This is a genomic window from Rhodoligotrophos appendicifer (genome assembly GCF_007474605.1).
Classification (GTDB): domain Bacteria; phylum Pseudomonadota; class Alphaproteobacteria; order Rhizobiales; family Im1; genus Rhodoligotrophos; species Rhodoligotrophos appendicifer.
In genome coordinates this window covers 33,691-53,022 of sequence record NZ_VHKL01000004.1, presented here as the reverse complement: position 1 = coordinate 53,022, position 19,332 = coordinate 33,691, and the positions used below count along the sequence as shown (strand labels likewise).

The 19,332-nt window shown below is 59.3% G+C and carries 19 protein-coding genes; 10 read left to right on the top strand and 9 right to left on the bottom strand.

What is annotated here, in order from left to right; translation table 11 throughout:
• Window positions 1-91 precede the first annotated feature (91 nt).
• Window positions 92-679 carry a class I SAM-dependent methyltransferase gene (locus FKM97_RS09715; RefSeq protein WP_144292228.1) on the top strand — a complete coding sequence of 196 codons (588 nt, stop codon included), beginning with the start codon at window positions 92-94 and terminating at the stop codon, window positions 677-679.
• Window positions 680-685: 6 nt separating this feature from the next.
• Here FKM97_RS09715 and FKM97_RS09710 read toward each other — a convergent pair whose 3' ends face one another.
• The 7 genes from FKM97_RS09710 to FKM97_RS09680 all read right to left on the bottom strand — a co-directional run bounded on the left by FKM97_RS09710 (window position 686) and on the right by FKM97_RS09680 (window position 8,436).
• On the bottom strand, window positions 686-1,639 hold the full coding sequence (locus tag FKM97_RS09710; RefSeq protein WP_144292227.1) for a 3-hydroxyacyl-CoA dehydrogenase NAD-binding domain-containing protein: 954 nt from the start codon (window positions 1,637-1,639) through the stop codon (window positions 686-688).
• Window positions 1,640-1,652: 13 nt separating this feature from the next.
• Window positions 1,653-2,363, bottom strand: coding sequence for an ABC transporter ATP-binding protein (locus FKM97_RS09705; protein ID WP_144292226.1), 711 nt, complete (start codon window positions 2,361-2,363; stop codon window positions 1,653-1,655).
• Window positions 2,356-4,167, bottom strand: coding sequence for a branched-chain amino acid ABC transporter ATP-binding protein/permease (locus tag FKM97_RS09700; protein WP_144292225.1), 1,812 nt, complete (start codon window positions 4,165-4,167; stop codon window positions 2,356-2,358). The genes FKM97_RS09705 and FKM97_RS09700 overlap by 8 nt, the downstream gene beginning before the upstream one ends.
• The gene (locus FKM97_RS09695; protein WP_144292224.1) at window positions 4,164-5,048 is read right to left on the bottom strand and encodes a branched-chain amino acid ABC transporter permease; all 885 of its coding nucleotides are present in this window, start codon (window positions 5,046-5,048) and stop codon (window positions 4,164-4,166) included. The genes FKM97_RS09700 and FKM97_RS09695 overlap by 4 nt, the downstream gene beginning before the upstream one ends.
• Window positions 5,049-5,180: 132 nt before the next feature.
• Window positions 5,181-6,404, bottom strand: a complete 1,224-nt coding sequence (locus FKM97_RS09690) for an ABC transporter substrate-binding protein (protein ID WP_144292223.1) — start codon at window positions 6,402-6,404, stop codon at window positions 5,181-5,183.
• A gap of 85 nt (window positions 6,405-6,489) precedes the next feature.
• Window positions 6,490-7,260, bottom strand: a complete 771-nt coding sequence (locus FKM97_RS09685) for a carboxymuconolactone decarboxylase family protein (RefSeq protein WP_144292222.1) — start codon at window positions 7,258-7,260, stop codon at window positions 6,490-6,492.
• Between the two features lie 168 nt (window positions 7,261-7,428).
• The gene (locus FKM97_RS09680; protein WP_144292221.1) at window positions 7,429-8,436 is read right to left on the bottom strand and encodes a LysR family transcriptional regulator; all 1,008 of its coding nucleotides are present in this window, start codon (window positions 8,434-8,436) and stop codon (window positions 7,429-7,431) included.
• Window positions 8,437-8,599: 163 nt separating this feature from the next.
• Here FKM97_RS09680 and FKM97_RS09675 point away from each other — a divergent pair, with 163 nt between their 5' ends.
• The 6 genes from FKM97_RS09675 to FKM97_RS09650 all read left to right on the top strand — a co-directional run bounded on the left by FKM97_RS09675 (window position 8,600) and on the right by FKM97_RS09650 (window position 15,239).
• Complete coding sequence (locus tag FKM97_RS09675; protein ID WP_144292220.1) at window positions 8,600-9,763, top strand: iron-containing alcohol dehydrogenase; 1,164 nt, start codon at window positions 8,600-8,602, stop codon at window positions 9,761-9,763.
• A gap of 222 nt (window positions 9,764-9,985) precedes the next feature.
• Window positions 9,986-11,287, top strand: coding sequence for an LLM class flavin-dependent oxidoreductase (locus FKM97_RS09670; protein WP_144292219.1), 1,302 nt, complete (start codon window positions 9,986-9,988; stop codon window positions 11,285-11,287).
• 25 nt (window positions 11,288-11,312) lie between these two features.
• Window positions 11,313-12,269, top strand: coding sequence for an alpha/beta hydrolase (locus tag FKM97_RS09665; protein WP_170240840.1), 957 nt, complete (start codon window positions 11,313-11,315; stop codon window positions 12,267-12,269).
• The gene (locus tag FKM97_RS09660; RefSeq protein ID WP_144292217.1) at window positions 12,269-12,790 is read left to right on the top strand and encodes a flavin reductase family protein; all 522 of its coding nucleotides are present in this window, start codon (window positions 12,269-12,271) and stop codon (window positions 12,788-12,790) included. The genes FKM97_RS09665 and FKM97_RS09660 overlap by 1 nt, the downstream gene beginning before the upstream one ends.
• 4 nt (window positions 12,791-12,794) lie before the next feature.
• Window positions 12,795-13,121, top strand: coding sequence for a hypothetical protein (locus tag FKM97_RS09655; protein ID WP_144292216.1), 327 nt, complete (start codon window positions 12,795-12,797; stop codon window positions 13,119-13,121).
• 159 nt (window positions 13,122-13,280) lie between these two features.
• A complete protein-coding gene (locus FKM97_RS09650; RefSeq protein WP_144292215.1) occupies window positions 13,281-15,239 on the top strand; it encodes a flavin-containing monooxygenase in 1,959 nt (652 codons plus the stop codon).
• Here FKM97_RS09650 and FKM97_RS09645 read toward each other — a convergent pair.
• Both FKM97_RS09645 and FKM97_RS09640 read right to left on the bottom strand, forming a co-directional pair.
• Entirely contained in the window at window positions 15,212-15,862 is a 651-nt protein-coding gene (locus tag FKM97_RS09645) for a TetR/AcrR family transcriptional regulator (RefSeq protein WP_205014870.1), read from the bottom strand. The genes FKM97_RS09650 and FKM97_RS09645 overlap by 28 nt on opposite strands.
• A gap of 35 nt (window positions 15,863-15,897) precedes the next feature.
• Window positions 15,898-16,656, bottom strand: a complete 759-nt coding sequence (locus FKM97_RS09640) for an enoyl-CoA hydratase/isomerase family protein (protein WP_144292214.1) — start codon at window positions 16,654-16,656, stop codon at window positions 15,898-15,900.
• A gap of 147 nt (window positions 16,657-16,803) precedes the next feature.
• Here FKM97_RS09640 and FKM97_RS09635 point away from each other — a divergent pair, with 147 nt between their 5' ends.
• From FKM97_RS09635 to FKM97_RS09625, 3 genes are read left to right on the top strand one after another with little or no spacing between them, the layout of a single operon-like run.
• Window positions 16,804-18,045, top strand: a complete 1,242-nt coding sequence (locus FKM97_RS09635) for an NAD(P)/FAD-dependent oxidoreductase (protein WP_144292213.1) — start codon at window positions 16,804-16,806, stop codon at window positions 18,043-18,045.
• Between the two features lie 30 nt (window positions 18,046-18,075).
• Window positions 18,076-18,561, top strand: coding sequence for a RidA family protein (locus FKM97_RS09630; RefSeq protein WP_144292212.1), 486 nt, complete (start codon window positions 18,076-18,078; stop codon window positions 18,559-18,561).
• Window positions 18,562-18,597: 36 nt separating this feature from the next.
• Window positions 18,598-19,329, top strand: a complete 732-nt coding sequence (locus FKM97_RS09625) for an aspartate/glutamate racemase family protein (protein WP_144292211.1) — start codon at window positions 18,598-18,600, stop codon at window positions 19,327-19,329.
• Window positions 19,330-19,332 lie beyond the last annotated feature (3 nt).

The following is a 19,332-nucleotide window of genomic DNA, read 5'->3' as shown; positions in this document are numbered from 1 at the left end:
GGCCGCTTAGCAATGGCTTTATGATTGCCGCGACGGTAAGGGATAGGCCGATGGCCGGCCACACCCGGCGGAAAGACCCGAGAGGCACTGGATGGATCAAAATACGCTCTCAGCATATGACAAGGGTGCCGAAGCCTTTGCTCAGGACTGGCACGAGCAGCCGGCACCGAGCGATCTTCATGCGGTGGTTCGCGAATATTTTATTCCCGGCACAACTGCTGATATCGGCTGTGGAAGCGGCCGCGAGGTAGCATGGCTGAATGGCAATGGCTTTGCGGCGGTGGGCTTCGATGGTTCAGAAGGTTTGTTGTCGGAAGCTCGCAGACGCTACCCCGATTATGAGTTCAAGAGGGCGCTGCTGCCGGGTCTTGCAGGTATCGACGCTGCCAGCTTCGAAAATGTTCTCTGCGAAACCGTGATTATGCACCTGGATGCAGAGGCAATCGGATCGGCTGTTAGGCGGCTGCTGGACATCCTGAAGCCCGGCGGCATCCTTTATCTGACCTGGCGGGTAACGCAGGGTGAGGATCAGCGTGACGCCCATGGCCGGCTTTATAGCGCCTTCGAAAGCGATGACGTTCTTTCGCTCTTTTCGACCGATACCCTCCTGCTGAACGAGGAGGTCGTCAGTGCCTCCTCGGGTAAGAAGATCCATCGTTTGGTGGTCCGCAAGCCCTGACGACCGTCAGAGCTTTGGAGTCACGGCCGCGAGCACACCCAGCAGCTTCTCGTCGCGTTCGGCGACGAGATCCTCGAAGCTGCGGGTGCCGATTTCATCGTTTACGCCCCGAACCATCTGGTCGCGGAGCTCGGGAGTGATCTCGACGGTGCCGAGGTCGGCCCACCAGCGCTCGATGGCCGGACCGAGATGATCGAAGAAATGCGCCATGCCGCCCCTTCCACCAGCCAGATGAAAGGTGAGATGTGGGCCCATGGCCGCCCAGCGAAGGCCGGGGCCGTGGGCGATGGCAGCATCCACGTCGTCGACGCTGCCGACGCCAGTGGCGACCAGATGCAGGGCCTCACGCCACAGGGCGACCTGCAGCCGGTTGGCAATATGCCCCGGCACTTCTTTGCGCACATGAATCGCGCGCTTGCCGATATGGTTATAGAAGCTGATGGCCCATTGCACCGCCTCCTCTGAAGTCGCGCCGCCGCCGACGACTTCGACGAGGGGGATGAGGTGCGGCGGGTTGAAAGGGTGGCCGACGACGAGACGCTCAGGATGGCGCATCTCGGCCTGCATTTCAGTGACGCCGAAGCCGGACGTTGAAGATGCAATGACCCGGTCGCCGGGTAGCACGGAATCGATCTCTGCCAGGACTGCTCGCTTGATCGGAGCCCTCTCCGGCGCATTTTCCTGAATGAAGTCGGCGCCCGTCGCAGCATCGGCAGCGGTGCCGTGAAAGCTCAGCCGCGCGAGTGCTGCGTCCAGAGGTTCTCGGGTTATCCCAAGCCTGGTGAGTGCGGTCCACGCCTCCCGCACATAGCCTCGGACGGAGTCCGGCGCGCTCGCCACTGGATCCGTCAGGCGCACGCTGAGGCCCTTGGCGAGGAACCACGCCGTCCAGGATGAGCCTATGGTTCCGGCACCGATCACACCGATGGTGCGGACCGCTGACAAGTCGATGAATGCCATGGAATATCCGTTGTTAGAGATAAGTGGCGGAGAGCGAATCGGCGATTCCGTCGGCGAGCAAGGTCTTGCTTTCGCCCTCCAGGACCACCTTGCCGCGGCGGAGCACATAGCCCCGGTCCGAGACTTTGAGCGCCAGTGTGGCCATCTGCTCGGCGATGACCACCGTTGCCCCCGAGCGTCTGGCATAGCCGGTAATGAATTCATAGATCTGGGTGACGATGATGGGAGCCAATCCCAGGGAGGGCTCGTCGAGCAGGAGGTAATCGGGGTCCCGGATCGTTGCGCAGGACAGGATGACCATCTGCTGTTGTCCACCGCTGAGATAGCCTGCCTGGACCTTTGCCTTTTCTGCAAGGATCGGAAATCGCCCATAGATGTCGTCGATTGCGGCGGGAAGCGGTGTCTTGCGGCTGCCGAAGGACCAGGCGAGTTTCAGATTGTCTTCCACCGTCAACTGGCGGAAGAGGCGGCGCCCTTCCATGGCGTGTGCAAGGCCGAGTTTCGCTCGTTTCTCGGCAGGCACTTTGGAGATATCCTGCGAATTCATGAGGATGGTGCCGCCACGCAAGGGCGCAACGCCCGAAATGGCGCGCAGCAGAGATGATTTCCCCGCACCATTGGCCCTGAGGATGGCGGTCATGCTGCCTGCAGCCGCGGTGATGGACACGTCGCGGACGGCCTCCACTGCGCCATAGCTGACCTGGACGTTGCGAAGTTCAAGCATGCGCCATTTCCTCTTCGCCGAGATACGCGCTGATGACCGTCTTGTCAGCGCGCATGCCGGCGATCGTCCCGCGGTAGATGACTTTGCCGCTGTCGAGGACGACCACATCGTCCACGAGGTCCGCCAGGAAATCCATGTGGTGGTCAATGAGCATGATGGTCAGTCCCATCTCCTTCATCCGTCGGATGATACGTGCGAGATGTTCCATCTCTACCTCCGAAAGCCCGGCGGCGGGCTCGTCAAGAAGGATGGCGCGGGGCTCCGCAACCAACGCGCGGGCGACTTCCGCGAGCCGACGATAGCCATAGGGCAGGGTCTCGATGGTCCTATCCGCCATGTCGCTGAGTTCGGTCAGCTTCATGATCGCCTCGATCCGGCCGAGAAAGCGGGCCTCCTCCTCGGTTGCCGACGGCAAGGAGAGAGCGCTGGCAACGCCGGAATGCTTCATCAGCCGATGCGCGCCGAGCAACAAATTCTCGCGTACCGTGAAATGCGGTACGAGGCGCGGGTCCTGGAAAGTGCGTACGATGCCGGCCTGTGCGATCTTGTGATCCGTAACCCCTGTGACGTCACGCCCCTCAAAGTGGATGCGGCCCTCCGTGGGCTGATAGATGCCGCTGATCACATTCACAAGTGTGCTCTTGCCCGACCCGTTGGGACCGACCAGCGCCGTGATATGGCCAGGTATCAATGTCAGGCTGACATCATCAAGGGCGGTCAGCCCGCCAAACTGCTTGGTCACGCCCTGGACTTCGAGCGGGCCTACCGAGCCATCGCCCTTGGTCGAAATTGAGGCCATGTCAACGCCTTTGCGGACCCGTCTGATCGACTGGGATTGGATGAATCGTGGGGGCAACAGCAGCAGCCCCGCAATGCCGCGTGGCAGCACGATCAGCGAAAAGGTGAGGATGAGGCCGTAGACGATGAATTGATACTCTGCGAAGACTTGTAAAGTTTCCGGTAGGAAGGTGAACAAGGCGGCGCTGAGCACCTGGCCGGCAATGGAGCCCAGTCCGCCGACGATCGAGATTACCAGAACCTCGATCGAGCGATTGAGCCCGAAACTCTCAGGCCCCAGATAGCCCACGAGGTGAGCGTAAAGCGCGCCTGCAATGCCTGCGAGAAGTCCGCTGAGCGCATAGGCCTGGCGTTTTGTTGCCGCCCGGGGAACGCCGAGGCTTCCTGCCGCCAGCTCGCTGTGATGAATCGCGAAGAAGGCGCGCCCGGTCCTGCTCTGAGTTAGGTTGCGCATCACCCATATACAGAGAACGGTGATCACGAGGATGGCGCGGAAATACCAGACCTCGTTGATGCGCACCCCGAACACCTTGAGAGTTCGCAGCGTGGGCGAGGGCAGACCGCTGAGCCCCATGGTGCCGCCGGTGACGTCGTTCCACTCCCGCACGATCTCGAAGAAGATCATGCCGAAGCCCAACGTCATCATCGCCAGATAGACGTCCCGCACCCGGCCCGCGGGAAAGGACAGAAGATAACCTACGAGGGCGGCGGCGGCAGCGCCCGCAATGATCGAGAGAGGAACGTTCATCCCATAGGTCTTGGCGAGGATTCCGGTTACATAGGCGCCCATGCCAAAGAGCCCAGCATGGCCAAGCGAGATCTGGCCGGCAAGCCCGGTCAGCAGATTGATGCTGAGCGCAAAGATGATCGAGATAAGCACAAAGCTCAGGATGTGCACCGTGCCGGAAGTCATCCATTGGACACTGATGCCGAGTGCGACGACCAATACCGCCAAAAGGTAAACATTGGTGACGAGTTGAGTGAGGAGAGTCCGGATGGAGTTCATGCCTTGGAGACCTCGGCCTGACTGAACAGCCCGTTCGGACGAAAGGCGAGCATCAGCATAAGAATTGCAAAAGCTACGGGCTGCTCCGCGGCGGCTGTCCAGTAACCGCCCACGAGCTTCGACAAAACTCCGAGGGCAATACCTCCGACGAGTGCGCCGACCGAACTTCCCATGCCACCGACTACGGCTGCGACGAACCCGAACAGAACGAGGTTGAACCCGAAGGCTGGATCAACGGTGCCTCCGATCTGTGAGACCAGCAGGCCGGCGACGCCGGCGAGCAGGGCCGAAAGGACGAAGGAACCCACGACGATGAGATTGACCGGCATGCCGTTGACACGGCCGAGTTCCGGATCATGCGACACGGCGCGCACCGCATGACCCCAACGGGTGAGCCGCAGAAAGGCTTCCATGATGACGATGAGGAGAATCGAGAGGCCCAGCACCACGAGATATTGCAGGGAGACATAGAGGCCGAAGACGGTGATGAAATCTTCAGATCCGAAGAGGATCGATGGAAATGCCACCGCCTGAGAGCCGAACAGCTTGGCAGCGATGCCTTGCAAGACGATGCCGAAGCCGAGCGTCGAGACCACCCAACCCATGCTGTTGTTGCTCTTGAGCGCCGGTCGCACGGTGAAGCGTTCGATGAAGATGCCGAGCGCCGCGACGACGATCAAAGACAGCAAGACCGCCAGCGCCATGGCCATGCCCTGGCTCGCAAAGAAGACCATAATCATGGCGCAGAACATCATGACCGAGCCATGGCCGAAATTGAGGGTCTTCGTCGTCCAGAAAGTGACGTTCAGCCCCAGCGCGACGAGGGCATAGACCGACCCGACGCTGACGCCAGCAAGAACGAGCGAAAAGAAGAAGCTCACTATTTCCTCCTCAAGGAAGCTGCCTTCGTCTGTTGCGAAGGTTAGAGCTTCCGCCACCCCGGATGCAGAATCAAAGGCTGAGGTCCCGTCGCTTCTGGCGATCCGAACCTCAGCCGATGCACAGCGAGCCGGTTACTGCGATACGATCGACAGGTTGATCTTCCCGTCTTTTTTGTCGATTTCGTAGACTGCCAGATCTTCTGCCTTCAGCGCGCGATGCTCTTCCGGAGTGAAGGTGATTGAAGCGATGCTGGCGCCAGCGAAACCTTTGGTTTCGTTGAGTGCCTTGATGATTGCCTCCGGCTCAGTCGAACCCGCCCGCTGGATCGCATCGGCAAGCACGTTCAGACAGTCGTAACCGGTGCCGACAGTGGTCGCCATGGAGATCTGTGCACGGTCGGGATTGGGTCCCCACCACCGGTCAGCGCCATACTTCGCCTTGTACAGATCAGTAAAGGTCTTTGTGGCGGGCGGCAGCGTCTCGAGCCCCATGACCTTGATCGTTGCAGCCCTGGTCCCAATGACCAGGTCCCCGGCTCCCTCCATGTAGGGAGGTGTAATTCCCCCGGCCGTCGAATAGAGCGGAATGCCGATATTGAGGCGCGCCATGTTTTTGCGGATGACGGCGAGGTCCGCGCCAAGGCCCACAACCAGCAGCACTTCCGCGCCGGCGCGTTGGACGCGGGCCAGCTGAGCGGTCATGTCTTGGGCGCGCTGATTATACGATTCGGACGTCACGGTAAGATCCGGATTGGCGGCCTTCATCGCCTCGTCGACGAGTTTTGCGCCAGTCACCCCATAGCCCGTGCTCTCGTGAAGAATCCCGATGTTCTTGTATTCCTTGGCAAGAACGTCGGCGAGCTTCTTGGCCTCGACCGTGTTGCTAATCGAGACCGAGAAGACATTGGGGCGCGGTTCCGTCTCGCCGCCATTAGGATAGACGATGGCTGGCGTCTGTGCCTGAGGATTGCACATGGGACGGCCGTCGGCGACCACCATGTCCACAACGGCAAGGGTGGGGCCGCTGCCGGAAGGGGCGATCAGGGCGACGACCTCCTCATTGTCGAGGATACGGCGCATGTTCTGTACAGCGCGGTCGGGGACCAACTGATCGTCGAGCAGCTCTGCCATCTCGAGCTTCTTGCCGTTGATGCCGCCTTTCTTGTTCCATTCCTCGATCGCGATATCAGCGCCTCGACGAATGCCTTCGCCGAATTCATTGAACGGGCCGGTCAGAGCGCCCGTGAAGCCGAACTTGATGGTCTCCTGCGCCGAAACCGAACCGACGGCCAAGGCGGCGACAGCGACGCCGGCGAGAATGCCGGTGCGCCAAAAAGATCTTCCTGCATTTTTCATAATATTCCTCCCTTGAGTTTCCTGAACGAGAAGCGCCGCTTCAGCTTGGCGGCTTTCTTCGGTGATAAAGGCTTGCTGAGCCTGGCTATTTTCCCGCCTGGCCGACTTCGTCGGTCAGGATCGGTAGGCTCTGGGTGATGGTGTGAATGCCGAGCACGCTGATCAATTCGAAGATCTCCATGATCTCCTGACCTGTTGCGCCCAGTTTCAAGGCATTGCGAATATGGATGCGCAATCCAGGTTCATGGAGATGGGTGCAGGCAGCATCCACAGCGATATAGACGAATTCCTTTACCTTCGGTTCGAGCTTGCCGGACTTCCACGGCACCGACGAGATATCGAGATAGGCCTCGAAATAATCGGGCGACAGCCGCAGAATTCCGTCCATCGGTTCGCTCCAGAAACCGCGCGTCTCCACGAACCGCTTCTTGAGGTCTTCCTGCCGCTCGCTGAGCTGCGCCTCGGGCAGTGGGCCGCCCATGCCGGTGCTCTTCATCTCTTCCAGAAGGATCGGCACCCCCACGGTGCAGGACTGAACGCCCAGCATGGCCGTGATCTCCATGACTTCAAGCACCTCTTCACGCGTGGCGCCGTAACGCAGAGCGTTGCGCATGTGGATCCGCGTGCCGGGGTCATAGAGATGGGTGGTCGACGTGTCGATGGCGACGTAGAGCAGCTCGCGCACCTTTGGCTCAAGGCCGTCTTTGCGCTTCCACGGCGATGAGGAAAAGTTCTTATATGCTTCAAAGAAATCCGGATCGATATCGAGCAGATCGGTCCAGAGATCGCTCCAATAACCGCGAGCTGCGGTGAATTCTTCCTTCAGCGCCTGCCGGCGCGCGTCCAGTGTTCCCATCCCGACCTCGCTTTTATCTATCGCCATGAGTCATACAGCAAATCTCGCCGTGATATGTCCCCATGGTCGCTTTTCAGCGGCACATGGTAGGGGCAAGTGCCGAGAAGAAAATATCAATGGTCGACAAGCTTCTTTGCGATTTATGCAAAGATCTCATGGCGCGCCTGGTCACATCGTTGACCATTCGGTTTCGAGGTGCCGCCTGTCCTCGGGATCATCGATCCCGAACAATGGTTCAAAGTCCGTGGCGCTGGTCGCTCCGTCTTTGCGATTGGCGAAGAAGCCAACCAGGAAATTGACGAAGGTTCGGACTTTCAGTGGCACATAGCGTGAGCGTTCATAGACCGCATAGATGTTATGGTCGAACGTCGTGGGACTGGTTTGCCAATCTGGCAAGACATGGACCAAGCGGCCGGACTGAAGCTCGTCCCAGATGCACCATTTCGGCAGCAGGCCGAGTCCCATGTTTGCGAGCGCGCATTCTCTTACCAGCTCAGGATTATTGACCTGGATCGGACCAGTCACCCTGAGATCTTTGGTTCCTGCACGGTTTCGCAACCGCCACATGGCAGACCCGTCGTCAAATCGTCCGTCGAGATAGGTGAGGCAGCTATGCTGCAGCAGATCATCCGGTCGGTCGATTATCGGATGGGTAGCGAGATAGGTTGGGCTGGCGAAGATAATGCGCTGACTGGCATCCCACAGCTTCCGCACCGCCAGAGAAGGCTCATCCAAGTTTCCAAGCCTGATAGCAACGTCAATTTTATGTTCGATAAGATCACGCGATTCTTCGGTGAGCCACAGCTTGACTTTGATCTCGGGGAAATGCTCGTTGAAGGCGGGGAGCGCCGAGGAAAGCAGCCGAGTGCCGATGGACACTCGGGTGTGAACATGCAGCAGGCCCCTGGGTTTGGTCTGGTGCTCTGAGACCACGCTCTCCAGCGCGTCGAGCTCGTTGATGATGTCGGATGCGCGTTCGAAATACATCTGCCCGACTTCGGTCAAAGTGAGCTTCCGACTGGTCCGATAAATGAGGCGAACGCCAAGGGCATGCTCCAAGGCATTGATCTGTCTGGAGACGGAGGCGGGCGACAGACCGATGAGCCGTCCGGCCGCGGAAAAACTCCCGGCCTGGACGACCTTGATGAAGAGCCGGATATTCTTGAGGGTTTCCACAGAATGCAGACCTTCTTTGCATGAAGTGCAACAATGGTAGTCGCAGAACGATCATTCGCAAGCCCTTACCGATCCGTAATATGGAAGGATCGACGCAACAGGATCCCAGCGACCTCCAATCGCCTCAAAGAGGGTCCGTCATCAAAGGGTAGGAAACGAAAGCATGCAGGGCATTTACGAGTATTTTCCCCTCGAGCGGGTGAACTTCGGCGAAACGATAGAGGTCGCCCTGGCTCGTGAGGTCAAGAATCTGGGAGCCGAGCGCGTCTTTGTGCTCTCATCAAAGACCTTGAGCCGTGAGACCGATGCCCTTGAGCGCGTCAAACAGATTTTAGGCCCGCGTTATAAGGGTGTCTTTGATGACATGCCGGCGCATTCGCCGCGCAGTGCTCTCTTGAAAGCTTTGAGCCTGGCACGCGAGGCCAATCCCGACTTGTTGATCTCCCTCGGTGGCGGTTCGTCGATCGACGGCGCCAAGCTGGTTCAGGTGGGCCTCTCCGAGGACATCAGAACCCATGAGGACTTCAACCGATTTCATCTTCAACGTGGCGCTGACGGCGCGATCTTCAACCCCGGCGTTCGCGACGGGGGACTGCGGCAGATCGCGATCCCGACGACATTGTCGGGGGCCGAATATACAACTACAGGCGGCTCCGTCGATGACGTCGCCCACAAAAAGGACCTCTATGTAGCCCCGCAACTGGTTCCCGTCGCAACCCTGCTTGATCCAAGTGTCGCTGTGCACACGACGGAATGGCTGTGGCTTTCGACGGCTTTCCGGGCCGTCGATCATTCAGTTGAATCCATCTGTTCACCAACGGCGAACCCCTTCACCGATGCGACCTGCATCCACGGTCTTCGCATGTTGCAGCGGTCCCTGCGGCGAACCCGCAAAGATCCCCAGGATCTCGACGCGCGTCTTCAGTCTCAGATGGGGGTCTGGCTCTCCACCAGCGGCATGGGCCGTGGCCAGCACGGCGCCAGCCACGGCATCAGCTATTCCTTGGCAGCGATTGCAAACGTGCCCCATGGACATTGTTCCTGCGTCTTGCTGCCGGCGACGATGCGCTTCAACAGTAAGGTGAATGCCGATCGGCAGGAGATCGTCAGTGAAGCGCTGGAGCGGCCTGGCCAACCGGCTGCCGATGCTCTGCTCGAGATACTCGAGGAATTGGGCCTGCCTCGACGCCTGAGGGATGTCGGTGTGACCCGTGATCAGCTGCAGCCCATCGCACGGACGGTGATTGCCAGCGGTCAGGCCCGGTTCAATCCTCGGCCAGTGACGGATGAATCCGACGTGATGGAGATTCTTGAAACGGCCTGGTGACATCGCGAGCTTACATCTTTGCGCCAAGTGAAAAGATCCTCATCGTGGTTGGGGGCTTTTCACTCCAGGAGTGCAAAGCTAGCGTCACTGATAAAGTCGGACCCGCGCAGTCTCTCCGCGGGTGCAACAAACGTCGAGCCGGTGGCGGTTGAACCCAGATCCACCAAGGCTTCGCACAGAGGAAACGGGCCTTAGCCCCACGTCACAGCGAGGAATTGTCTCATGAAGTTCGGCATGTTCTACGAGCATCAATTGCCTGAACCTTGGACCGAGGGTTCAGAACTAAAGCTCTATCAAGATGCACTTGATCAGGTAGAACTCGCCGACAAGCTCGGATATGATTATGTCTGGGAGGTGGAGCATCACTTCCTGGAGGAATACTCGCATTCATCGGCTCCGGAAGTCTTTCTGGCTGCTTGCTCGCAGCGGACGAAGAACATCCGCCTGGGACATGGCGTGATGCTGATGTCCCCGAACTACAATCATCCTGCTCGCTCCGCGGAGCGGATTGCCACCCTGGATCTCGTATCACGCGGCCGCGTGGAGTGGGGCACCGGCGAATCCGCCACTGCGATGGAAATGGGCGGCTTCGGGATGACGCCCGACGACAAGACTCAGAAGTGGCAGGAAGCGACTGAGCAGGCCGCCAACATGATGGCGATGACCCCCTATCCTGGCTACAAGGGCGAATATTTTGAGATGCCCGCCCGCAACGTCGTTCCGAAGCCAGTGCAACGGCCGCACCCCCCGATGTGGGTCGCGTGCTCTCGCCGGGAATCCATCCATCGCGCCGCGAAGCATGGCCTCGGAGCTCTGGCCTTTGCCTTCGTGGAGCCGGAGCAGGCGGCCCATTGGGTCCAGGAATACTACGATATCATCAAATCCGATGAATGCGTGCCGCTCGCCCATACCGTCAATCCGAACATCGCCCTCGTGAGTGGGATGTCGATTCATGAAGACGAGCAGGAGGCTTTAGATCGGGGTCTCGATGGTTTCCGCTTCTTTGGCTATTCGCTGGGATATTACGGCCTTTATGGGCAGCACCGGCCGGGCCGTTCGCAGGTCTGGGAAAAATTCCTCGAGGTGAAGGACGGCCTGAAGGACAATGCCGGCAATGGCGGGATCGGGACCCCCGATCAGGTGCGGGCCCACCTGGAGCGCTATGAGAAGATCGGTGTCGATCAGATCATTTTCGTGCAGCAGAGCGGCAACAACAAACACGAGCACATTATGGAATCACTGCAGCTCTTCGCTGATACAGTGATGCCCGACTTCAAGGCGCGCGATCTCATTCGTGAGGCCAAGAAGCGCGAGGAGCTTGCTCCCTATATCGAAGCGGCCTTGGCCCGCAAGAAGCGCATGGCCGAAATTGAGGAGATGGACATCCCCGTGGTTGACGCATTCGGGCGCAAGAAGGATGCGACCGTTGGGGTGGCTCAGGTGTCGACCTTCTCTGACCGTGGCGGCTCCATTTCGGTGCCTCGCGCCGACCCCCACGCCAAGAAGGAAAAGGTCGAAAGCTGAGGCGAGTTCTGTCGGAGGTCAGGCCATGACACTGGATCCGGGAGCCGCGCGCGTGCTCGAACTGATGGCCGCGTCTGGCAGGCCTCTCTATGAGAGCCTGTCACCGCAGGAGGCGCGGGATGCCTATGGCGCAGCACGAAGAGCATCCACGGCCGAACCCCAGCCCATGGAGATGGTGGAGGATATTGAAGCGCCTGGGCCCCGCGGCCCGGTTGCCATGCGTCACTATCGTCCCCTGGGATCCGGCACAGAACCTCTGCCCTTGTTGATCTACCTCCATGGCGGGGGCTGGGTCCTGGGCGACCTCGACAGCCATGACGGTCTCTGTCGGCAATTTGCCCACCAGGCCCGGTGTGCAGTCGTCTCGGTGGACTATGGACTGGCTCCGGAGGCCAAGTTCCCTGGCGGCGTTGAGGATGCAATTGCAGCTAGCGATTGGCTGCTGAAGCAGGCTTCGTCATTGAGGTTCGATGTCTCGCGGGTGGCGATTGGCGGCGACAGCGCCGGCGGCACCCTATCGATCGCAACGGTTCTCCATAATGCGCGCGCCGGCAGGTCGCCCTTCAGCTATCTCATGTTGATTTATCCTGTGACCGACATGAGCTTCGACACACCCTCTCATGAGGAGTTTGCCGAAGGCTATTTCCTGACCCGTTCCCTGCAGGAGTGGTTTCACACTCATTATCTGAACGATCCCGTCGATCGGAGTGACTGGCGCGCCTCCCCCATGCGGGCAGAGAACCTGTCAGCACTTCCGCCCACATTTGTCCTCACGGCCAGTCACGATCCACTGCGTGATGAAGCTGAGCGCTTCGCCAAAAAACTTGTGGAAGCGGGAGTCACTGTGACGATGAAGCGAGCCCAGGGGCAGATCCACGGATTTCTGCCGATGGAGACCTTTATCCCGGCGGCCAAGGCTGTCATTGCCGAGCTTGCTAGACATCTTTCCTATGCCCTACGGTCGGAAGGCAAAAGCTCGTGATGCACAGCCAACCCATTTCCACCGCTGTGCCTTATGAGGAGATGGCGGGGCAGGAGCTGCGGCAGAGATTTCGCGGAGCAATGCGTCGCCTCGCCAGTGGCGTCGGCATTGTGACCACAGCTGAAGGTGAGCGCTGGTTCGGCATGACCGCGACTGCCATTACTTCCCTATCCATGGAGCCGCCAGCATTAGTGGTCTGCGTCAATAAGAACGCCTCGATCCATGCACCCCTCCATGAATCCGGCCGCTTCACAGTGAATTTGCTGCGACGCGATCAGGCTCATATAGGCAACGCTTTCGCAAAATTGCCGGCAGCGGAGCGGTTCACTGTCGGTGAGTGGCAGTTCGACAGTGGACATTCTCCGTATCTCATCGGTGCCCAGGCAGTAATCCACTGTCGTTTGGGACCGCTGATGCCATTCGGCACCCACACGCTGCTGGTGGGAGAGGTGATGGAAGCCATCATCCATCAGGAAGTGGCCCCCCTTGTTTTCGTCGACGGCAATTTTTTGGTCGAGTAGGGACATGATCATCAGTGTGGCAGCCCAAGGTCGAGTGAAGCTTGTCGACGCCGACGACTTTAAAGGCTTCAAGATTCGTGTTGACGATCCCCAGACATCGCCCGGCAATCTGTCGAAGGTGCTGGCCGGGGTAGCAACGGTGGATGACACCGGCCATGCCTGGGTGAATGAGCAGGCGTTGCGCAAACTCGGCGCTCAGGCGGGGGGCCCCGGATGGCAGGATTCCGCTACGGGAATGATTGCTTATGCGAAGCGGGCGGGCTGGGTCGATGAAACGTCTGGCGCCATCCGTGCGCATGTGGAGTGGCCAACCGGCTCTGTCCAATCCTGACCCGTGTTGGGCTCGTCGCTCTAGCCCCCACCCCATCCTCTAAGAAACTTGACTGATGATTCACGGTTCGTCTAAGACTAGAGGCGCCTAGGACATTCACCAGGAGCCTTGCACCACGCGCTGTGGATAGGCTTCGTCCGCGGAGGGAGCCTGTTGCCTATGTCTGACGCTCACGAGCTGAATTGTGAAACTCTGGACAGCGCTTTAGCAGAGGCTGACATTCGCGTCCTCCTCATGGTGCTCTTCCATATGACGGGAGACGCTCGCTGGCTGGAGCCGCCTTACCACCCCAAGCGCGATGTCCGACTGATCCCCGATCCCCAGGCTGGTCTGGGCCCCGACATTCAGGAGGAGGTCAGGGCGGCAGCCCGAAAGATTTTTGCCGACGGGATCCCTGAACCGGTAATTCGCGATCCCGGTGAAGATCTCATGCACACCATGATGAGCATTTGTCTTGGTGAGAAAGTGGCTCCGGAGTATGCGGCCCTCAATCGCGAAGAGATGGGGCTCGTCTCTCGCGACATAGACTGGAGCGAACAGCCGGCGACGTCGACACTGGCCAATCGCCACGCGCTGATTGTGGGAGCAGGAGTCTGCGGGCTCGCTTTGGCAATCAAGCTGGGCCGCCTCGGCATTCCCTATACGATCGTGGAAAAGAATGCCGATCTCGGTGGCACGTGGCATGTGAATCGCTACCCTGGCTGCGGCGTGGATACACCCAATCATTCCTATTCCTTTTCCTTCGCGCAAGGTCACCGATGGAGCCGCTATTTCTCCCCTCGTGAAGAGATCGAGGCCTATCTGCATGGGCTCGCCGACCGCTTCGACCTCCGCCGCAACATTCGCTTTAATTGTCGCCTGACCGCGGCGCGATGGGACGAAAGCTGCAATCTCTGGAAATCGACCCTGGTCAGCGGCGATGAGCAGACCACGTTCGAGAGCACCTTTTTGGTCAGTGCAGTGGGTCAGCTCAATGATCCTTCGCCCGCACCCATCAAGGGGACCGACAGCTTTTCCGGGGAGTTGCTGCATTCGACCTACTGGAACGAGGGCGTGGCGGTCGCTGGCAAGCGAGTGGCTGTGATCGGCACGGGAGCGACGGCCATGCAGTTGGTGCCGACCATCGCGGACAGCTGCGAATCCGTGGATGTTTACCAGCGCACGCCACAATGGGCGAGGCCGATTGCAGGCTACTCTGATCCGATCAGTGAGGGCATACAGCTGCTGCTCAAGACCATTCCCTTCTACTCGGAATGGTTTCGCTTCAACATGTTCTGGCGCTATGGGGACGGTCTTCTGCCGCTGCTGCGCAAGGACCCGAATTGGGCGCACCCCGATCGTGCCGTCAATCGGATCAACGATCGCCATCGTGAGGAGATGACGGACTTCATCCGTGCCGAGCTGGGCGATAGGCCTGACCTCATCGCGAAATGCGTGCCGAGTTACCCCCCTTATGGCAAGCGCATACTCTTGGACAATGGTTGGTACCGGACGCTGCTCAAGGAGAATGTCGACCTTATAGACACGGCCATTGAGCAGATAGAGGCAACCGGCATTCGCACTACAGATGGAACATTGCGGCCAGCCGATGTGATCGTGCTCTCGACCGGTTTCAAGGTCACCGAGATGGCGGCTCGCCTCAACATCACAGGCGCGGGTGGAAAGACCTTGCGTGAGGTTTGGAGCCCGGACAATCCGACCGCTTACCTCGGATTGACCGTACCCGGCTTTCCTAATTTCTTCTGCATGCTGGGGCCGAACTCTGGGCCGGGACATGGCGGCAGCGTGATCTTCCAGGCAGAATGCCAGATCCGCCACGTGACCGGCTGCATGGTGGCCATGATCGAGCGAGGTGCCGTTTCAATTGAAATCGGCAGTGAAGCTCACGACGACTATGTGCGCCGGGTAGACGAGGAGCACGAACAACTGATCTGGAGTCATCCGGGGATGACGACCTATTATCGCAATTCCCGAGGCCGAGTATTCTCGGTCATGCCATGGCGCTTCGTGGACTATTGGGCGATGACCCATGATGTTGACATGCAGGCTTATCAACTACATTTTTCGTCGACTGCGCCGCAGGACAAGCCTCAGCGGGCTGCGGCGCTCAGCCTGTAGATGCCTTGGGTAACCAGGGTCATATATGATTCGGTCACCCAATCCGGCAGATCGACGGTTTGGCCATCCTGCCGCGCGAAACGCATGCAAAGATATTGCCGAGCGCCCATCAGGCTGAAAGCCAGAGCTTCTAATTGCCGGCGATCTGAGAAGACAACTTCGCCGTTCCCGAAGCCGCGCTCGAGCGTGCGGATATAGGCGTCGGCGATCCGGTCCATATGCATTTGAAAGGCCCTCGGCGCAAAAACCTCGGCCTCGTAGAGGATCCGATAGAATTCGGGCTTCAGCTTAATGAACTCGAAGAACGAGAGGAAGCTGCGCCGCTCTCGCTCAATTGCATCTGGTGCGCCATGGGCCTGGGCGCGGATGAAGTCGAGCAACTCTGCCCCCAAAGCGGGTAGCAGCTGGTCGAACAAGTCCTGGCGGGAGTCGAAATGATTATAGAAGGTCCCCTGGGCAACTTTGGCATTCGCGGTGATCAACGACACCAGAGCATTGGCGTAGCCGACCTCGCCCACAACCTTGGCTGCGGCGTGAAACAGGTCGGCCTTGATCTTCTGGCCTTTCTCCGCCCGGGTGAGTTTCTGGGCAGGCTGGGTCGTCATGGCGCGGTTTGCGGTCAATGGTAAAGGGCCTCTGATGAGTCGATACGGGTATCCTAAAGAAACACAGGCGCACGCTTTTGCAAGAAGGCGGCCTTGCCCTCTTCCGGATGGCCGCTTGCGCGGACCTTCGCAGCCAGCGCACGTTCGCCGGCTTCCTGAGGGAGATATGCCTGAGTCCTTGGCCCCAAAGCCGCCTCTTTCGTGGCCTGGACGGCCGCCCAGCTGTTTCGCGAGATCATTCTGGCCCGCTCAAGGGCTGTGGTCCAGACCTCTGTGCGCGAACAGATTTCGCTGACCAGCCCCATCCCGTCCGCGTCTCGGCCGGAAATCATCCGCCCCGTGAGCAGAAGGTCCATCGCCTTGGCCTGACCGATTTGCAGGGCAAGCTTCATCGCGCCGCCCCCGGAGGGCATGATCCCCCATCGAACTTCCGGCATTCCGAAGCGCGCATCTTCCGCGGCGATCCTGAGATCTGCAGCTAAAGCCAGCTCCAGCCCGCCAGCCACACAGGCGCCGACGATCGAGGCGACAAGCGGCTTTGAAAACAGCGTCGTCTTCAGCAGGGCACGATCGAGCAACTCATCAATATCTGCGAGGCGATCGAGATTAGCGGATAAGTCTGCACCGGAGCAGAAAGCATCTTCACCATGGCCGCGCATCAGCACGACGCGCACGCTCGGATCTGCGGCAAGTGCGGGCCACAACTCGGCAAGCTGGAGGAACATGGCGTGGTCCAGTGCATTCCGGCGTCCCGGGTTGTCGAGGCTGACGCAGACGATGCCCGGCTCGATGAGATTGGTAACGATCGGCATCGGGCTAACCTTACGGCCATTGACGATTCATGATTCATCGCTCATCATTTGACCGGTGTCAACGAACGCGGAGTGTGATCTCGTCCGCGTGCGGACATGCTATTGGCGCGGGCGTAGTTTCCGTCAGCCACATCGCGGGAGGCATTCTTGGGTCAGAACGTGGTTGTGATCGGCGCCGGTGTGGTGGGGATGGGCTGTGCCAGCTATCTCCAACGCGATGGACACCAAGTCACTGTGATCGATCGTGTGGAACCGGGGCGATCAACCTCCTTTGGAAATGGCGGTGGCATCGCCAGTACCTTTGTTTTGCCCTTGGCTATGCCCGGCCTGATGAAGAAATATGTTAAATACTATCTCGATCCTGAAGGGCCTGTGTCGCTACGTTGGTCCCACATGCCACAGATGCTGCCATTTCTGTGGAAGTTTCTGCGCAATTGCAGGCCGGAGCGGGTGAAGGAATGCACAGAAGCGCTGACGTCCTTCATGCCACCGGCCTACGCAGCCTGGAAGCCCCTCTTCGAAGAGGCTGGGTTGACCGATCTAGTGCGGGCGGGGGGCGGCTTGTGGATTTACAAGGATGATGCGGCCCTCCGGCATGATTGGCCCTTCTGGCAAGGCCGCCGTGACAAGGGACTGCCCTTCGAAGTCATCAGCGACGACGAGTTGCGGCAGCTTGAACCCAGCATTTCGCGCGATTACAAGGCTGCGGTGTTGGAGACGGACTGGCACTATGTGAGGAACCCTTACAAGATCGTCGCCGGGCTGGCCGAATTGGTGCAGCGCAAGGGTGGCAAGATCGTGCTCGATGAAGTTGTCGATTTCGATCGTGGACCCGAGGGAGTGACCGCCGTCCTGACCAAAGGTGGCCGGTATCCCTGCGACGCCGTGGTCATCGCGGCAGGTGCTTGGTCGGACAAGTTGGCCCGCAAGCTCGGGAGCAAAGTGCCGCTTGAAAGCCAACGCGGTTACCACGTGACCCTGCCCAATTCTGGTGTGGACATCCGCCACCTGATCATTGCCGGAGCGGCCAAGATTGCGATTACGCCGATGGATATGGGATTGCGGATCGTAGGCGCCTCGGCCTTTCCGGGCATCGATGCACCCGCGGACTGGCGTCAGTCAGAGATGGTTCTGTCCTGGGGCAAGCGAATTTTGCCGGGCATCAACGCTGAGGGTATGACACAATGGTTCGGTGAGCGGCCATTGACGCCGGACTCGCTCCCAGTTCTGGGGGCTTCGCCCCACTTCAGAAACGCATTCTACGCCTTTGGACATAGCCATATGGGGCTGACCACTGGCGCAATTACGGGCAAGCTGATCGCAGAGGCGGTGAGCCACAAGCCGACCAGCATCGACCTTGCACCGTTTCGGATCGACCGGTCATATTGACCATGAGCAATAACCCACGAGGAGAGTTTAATGGCTGAAGTTGAAGCAAAGATCGCGAAGATGGGGTTGTATCTGCCGGAGCCGTTCAAGGCTCCGCCTGGCATGGTGTTACCCTTCAAGACCGTGATCGTACGCGGCAACCATGCCTATATCGCTGGCCATGCTCCACAGGCGCCCGACGGGTCACCGGCGCAACCGCTGGGGAAGGTCGGCTCCGACCTCACCCTCGAGCAAGGCGCACATGCGGCGATGCTGGTTGGTTTGTCGATGCTCGCCAGCCTGAAGCGTGAGATCGGTGATCTTGATCGCGTGACACAATGGCTGCGGGTGCTGGGCATGGTCAATGTGGCGCCAGGCTTCAACAGCACGACGCCGGTCATCAACGGCTTCAGCAATTTGATCGTTGAACTCTACGGGCCTGAGCGTGGCGCGCATACGCGCTCTGCGGTGGGTATGGCGGTTCTGCCACTCGATCTGCCGGTTGAGATCGAGGGAGAGGTCGAAATAGCAGTATAGTGGATCTGTAACACTCACGTCCCAGGGAGGGCGGTCATGGCCAAGTATCGTGTACGTAAAGCGGACAGTTATGGGCATGCGGTCGGCATTCTGATGCTGGACTATCAAGGACCGTTCATCCCGGGAGATGTGGGCAACGCCAGTACCTATGATTATCCGGTGCTCTACAAGGTGGTGAAGGGCCTGACCTTCGATCGTGTCTGCGCTGGCGATCCCGAGTGTGCGCCCTTGATCATTGAGGCGGCGAAGGAATTGGAGGCGCATGGTGTCCGGGCGATCTCGAGCGATTGCGGCTTCCTCGTCCAGTATCAGAGCCACGTGCGTGATGCCGTGAAAGTTCCCGTGCTGATGTCGAGCCTGCTCCAGATTCCCTTCATGTCTGCGATGTTCGATCCCAAGCGCCCGATCGGCTGCGTCACGGCCTCACGGCGGTCCCTCGGCAACCAGGTACTGGAGCTTGCCGGGATCAAGTCAGACATCAACGTCGTAATCGGCGGCATGGAGGATCAACCGCATTTCGCCGATGCGATCTTAGGCGGCGGCGAGGTGCTCGACAGCGATTTGATCGAGCAGGAGACCGTCAATTGTGCGCTCGAACTGCAAGAGCGCCATCCCAACATGAGTTCAATCCTCATCGAATGCTCGATGCTACCGCCTTACTCAAAGGCGGTGCAGGATGCGACCGGTCTTCCGGTTTTCGATTTCATCTCGATGATCGACTATATGCAGGCCGGCACTACACGGCGTCGGTACGAAGGGCTGTATTAAACC

Coding starts and splice junctions, on each gene's coding strand:
- FKM97_RS09715 (WP_144292228.1), top strand. CDS start 92: ATGGATCAAAATACGCTCTCAGCATATGACAAGGGTGCCGAAGCCTTT.
- FKM97_RS09710 (WP_144292227.1), bottom strand. CDS start 1,639: ATGGCATTCATCGACTTGTCAGCGGTCCGCACCATCGGTGTGATCGGT.
- FKM97_RS09705 (WP_144292226.1), bottom strand. CDS start 2,363: ATGCTTGAACTTCGCAACGTCCAGGTCAGCTATGGCGCAGTGGAGGCC.
- FKM97_RS09700 (WP_144292225.1), bottom strand. CDS start 4,167: ATGAACTCCATCCGGACTCTCCTCACTCAACTCGTCACCAATGTTTAC.
- FKM97_RS09690 (WP_144292223.1), bottom strand. CDS start 6,404: ATGAAAAATGCAGGAAGATCTTTTTGGCGCACCGGCATTCTCGCCGGC.
- FKM97_RS09685 (WP_144292222.1), bottom strand. CDS start 7,260: ATGGGAACACTGGACGCGCGCCGGCAGGCGCTGAAGGAAGAATTCACC.
- FKM97_RS09675 (WP_144292220.1), top strand. CDS start 8,600: ATGCAGGGCATTTACGAGTATTTTCCCCTCGAGCGGGTGAACTTCGGC.
- FKM97_RS09670 (WP_144292219.1), top strand. CDS start 9,986: ATGAAGTTCGGCATGTTCTACGAGCATCAATTGCCTGAACCTTGGACC.
- FKM97_RS09665 (WP_170240840.1), top strand. CDS start 11,313: ATGACACTGGATCCGGGAGCCGCGCGCGTGCTCGAACTGATGGCCGCG.
- FKM97_RS09660 (WP_144292217.1), top strand. CDS start 12,269: ATGCACAGCCAACCCATTTCCACCGCTGTGCCTTATGAGGAGATGGCG.
- FKM97_RS09655 (WP_144292216.1), top strand. CDS start 12,795: ATGATCATCAGTGTGGCAGCCCAAGGTCGAGTGAAGCTTGTCGACGCC.
- FKM97_RS09650 (WP_144292215.1), top strand. CDS start 13,281: ATGTCTGACGCTCACGAGCTGAATTGTGAAACTCTGGACAGCGCTTTA.
- FKM97_RS09640 (WP_144292214.1), bottom strand. CDS start 16,656: ATGCCGATCGTTACCAATCTCATCGAGCCGGGCATCGTCTGCGTCAGC.
- FKM97_RS09630 (WP_144292212.1), top strand. CDS start 18,076: ATGGCTGAAGTTGAAGCAAAGATCGCGAAGATGGGGTTGTATCTGCCG.
- FKM97_RS09625 (WP_144292211.1), top strand. CDS start 18,598: ATGGCCAAGTATCGTGTACGTAAAGCGGACAGTTATGGGCATGCGGTC.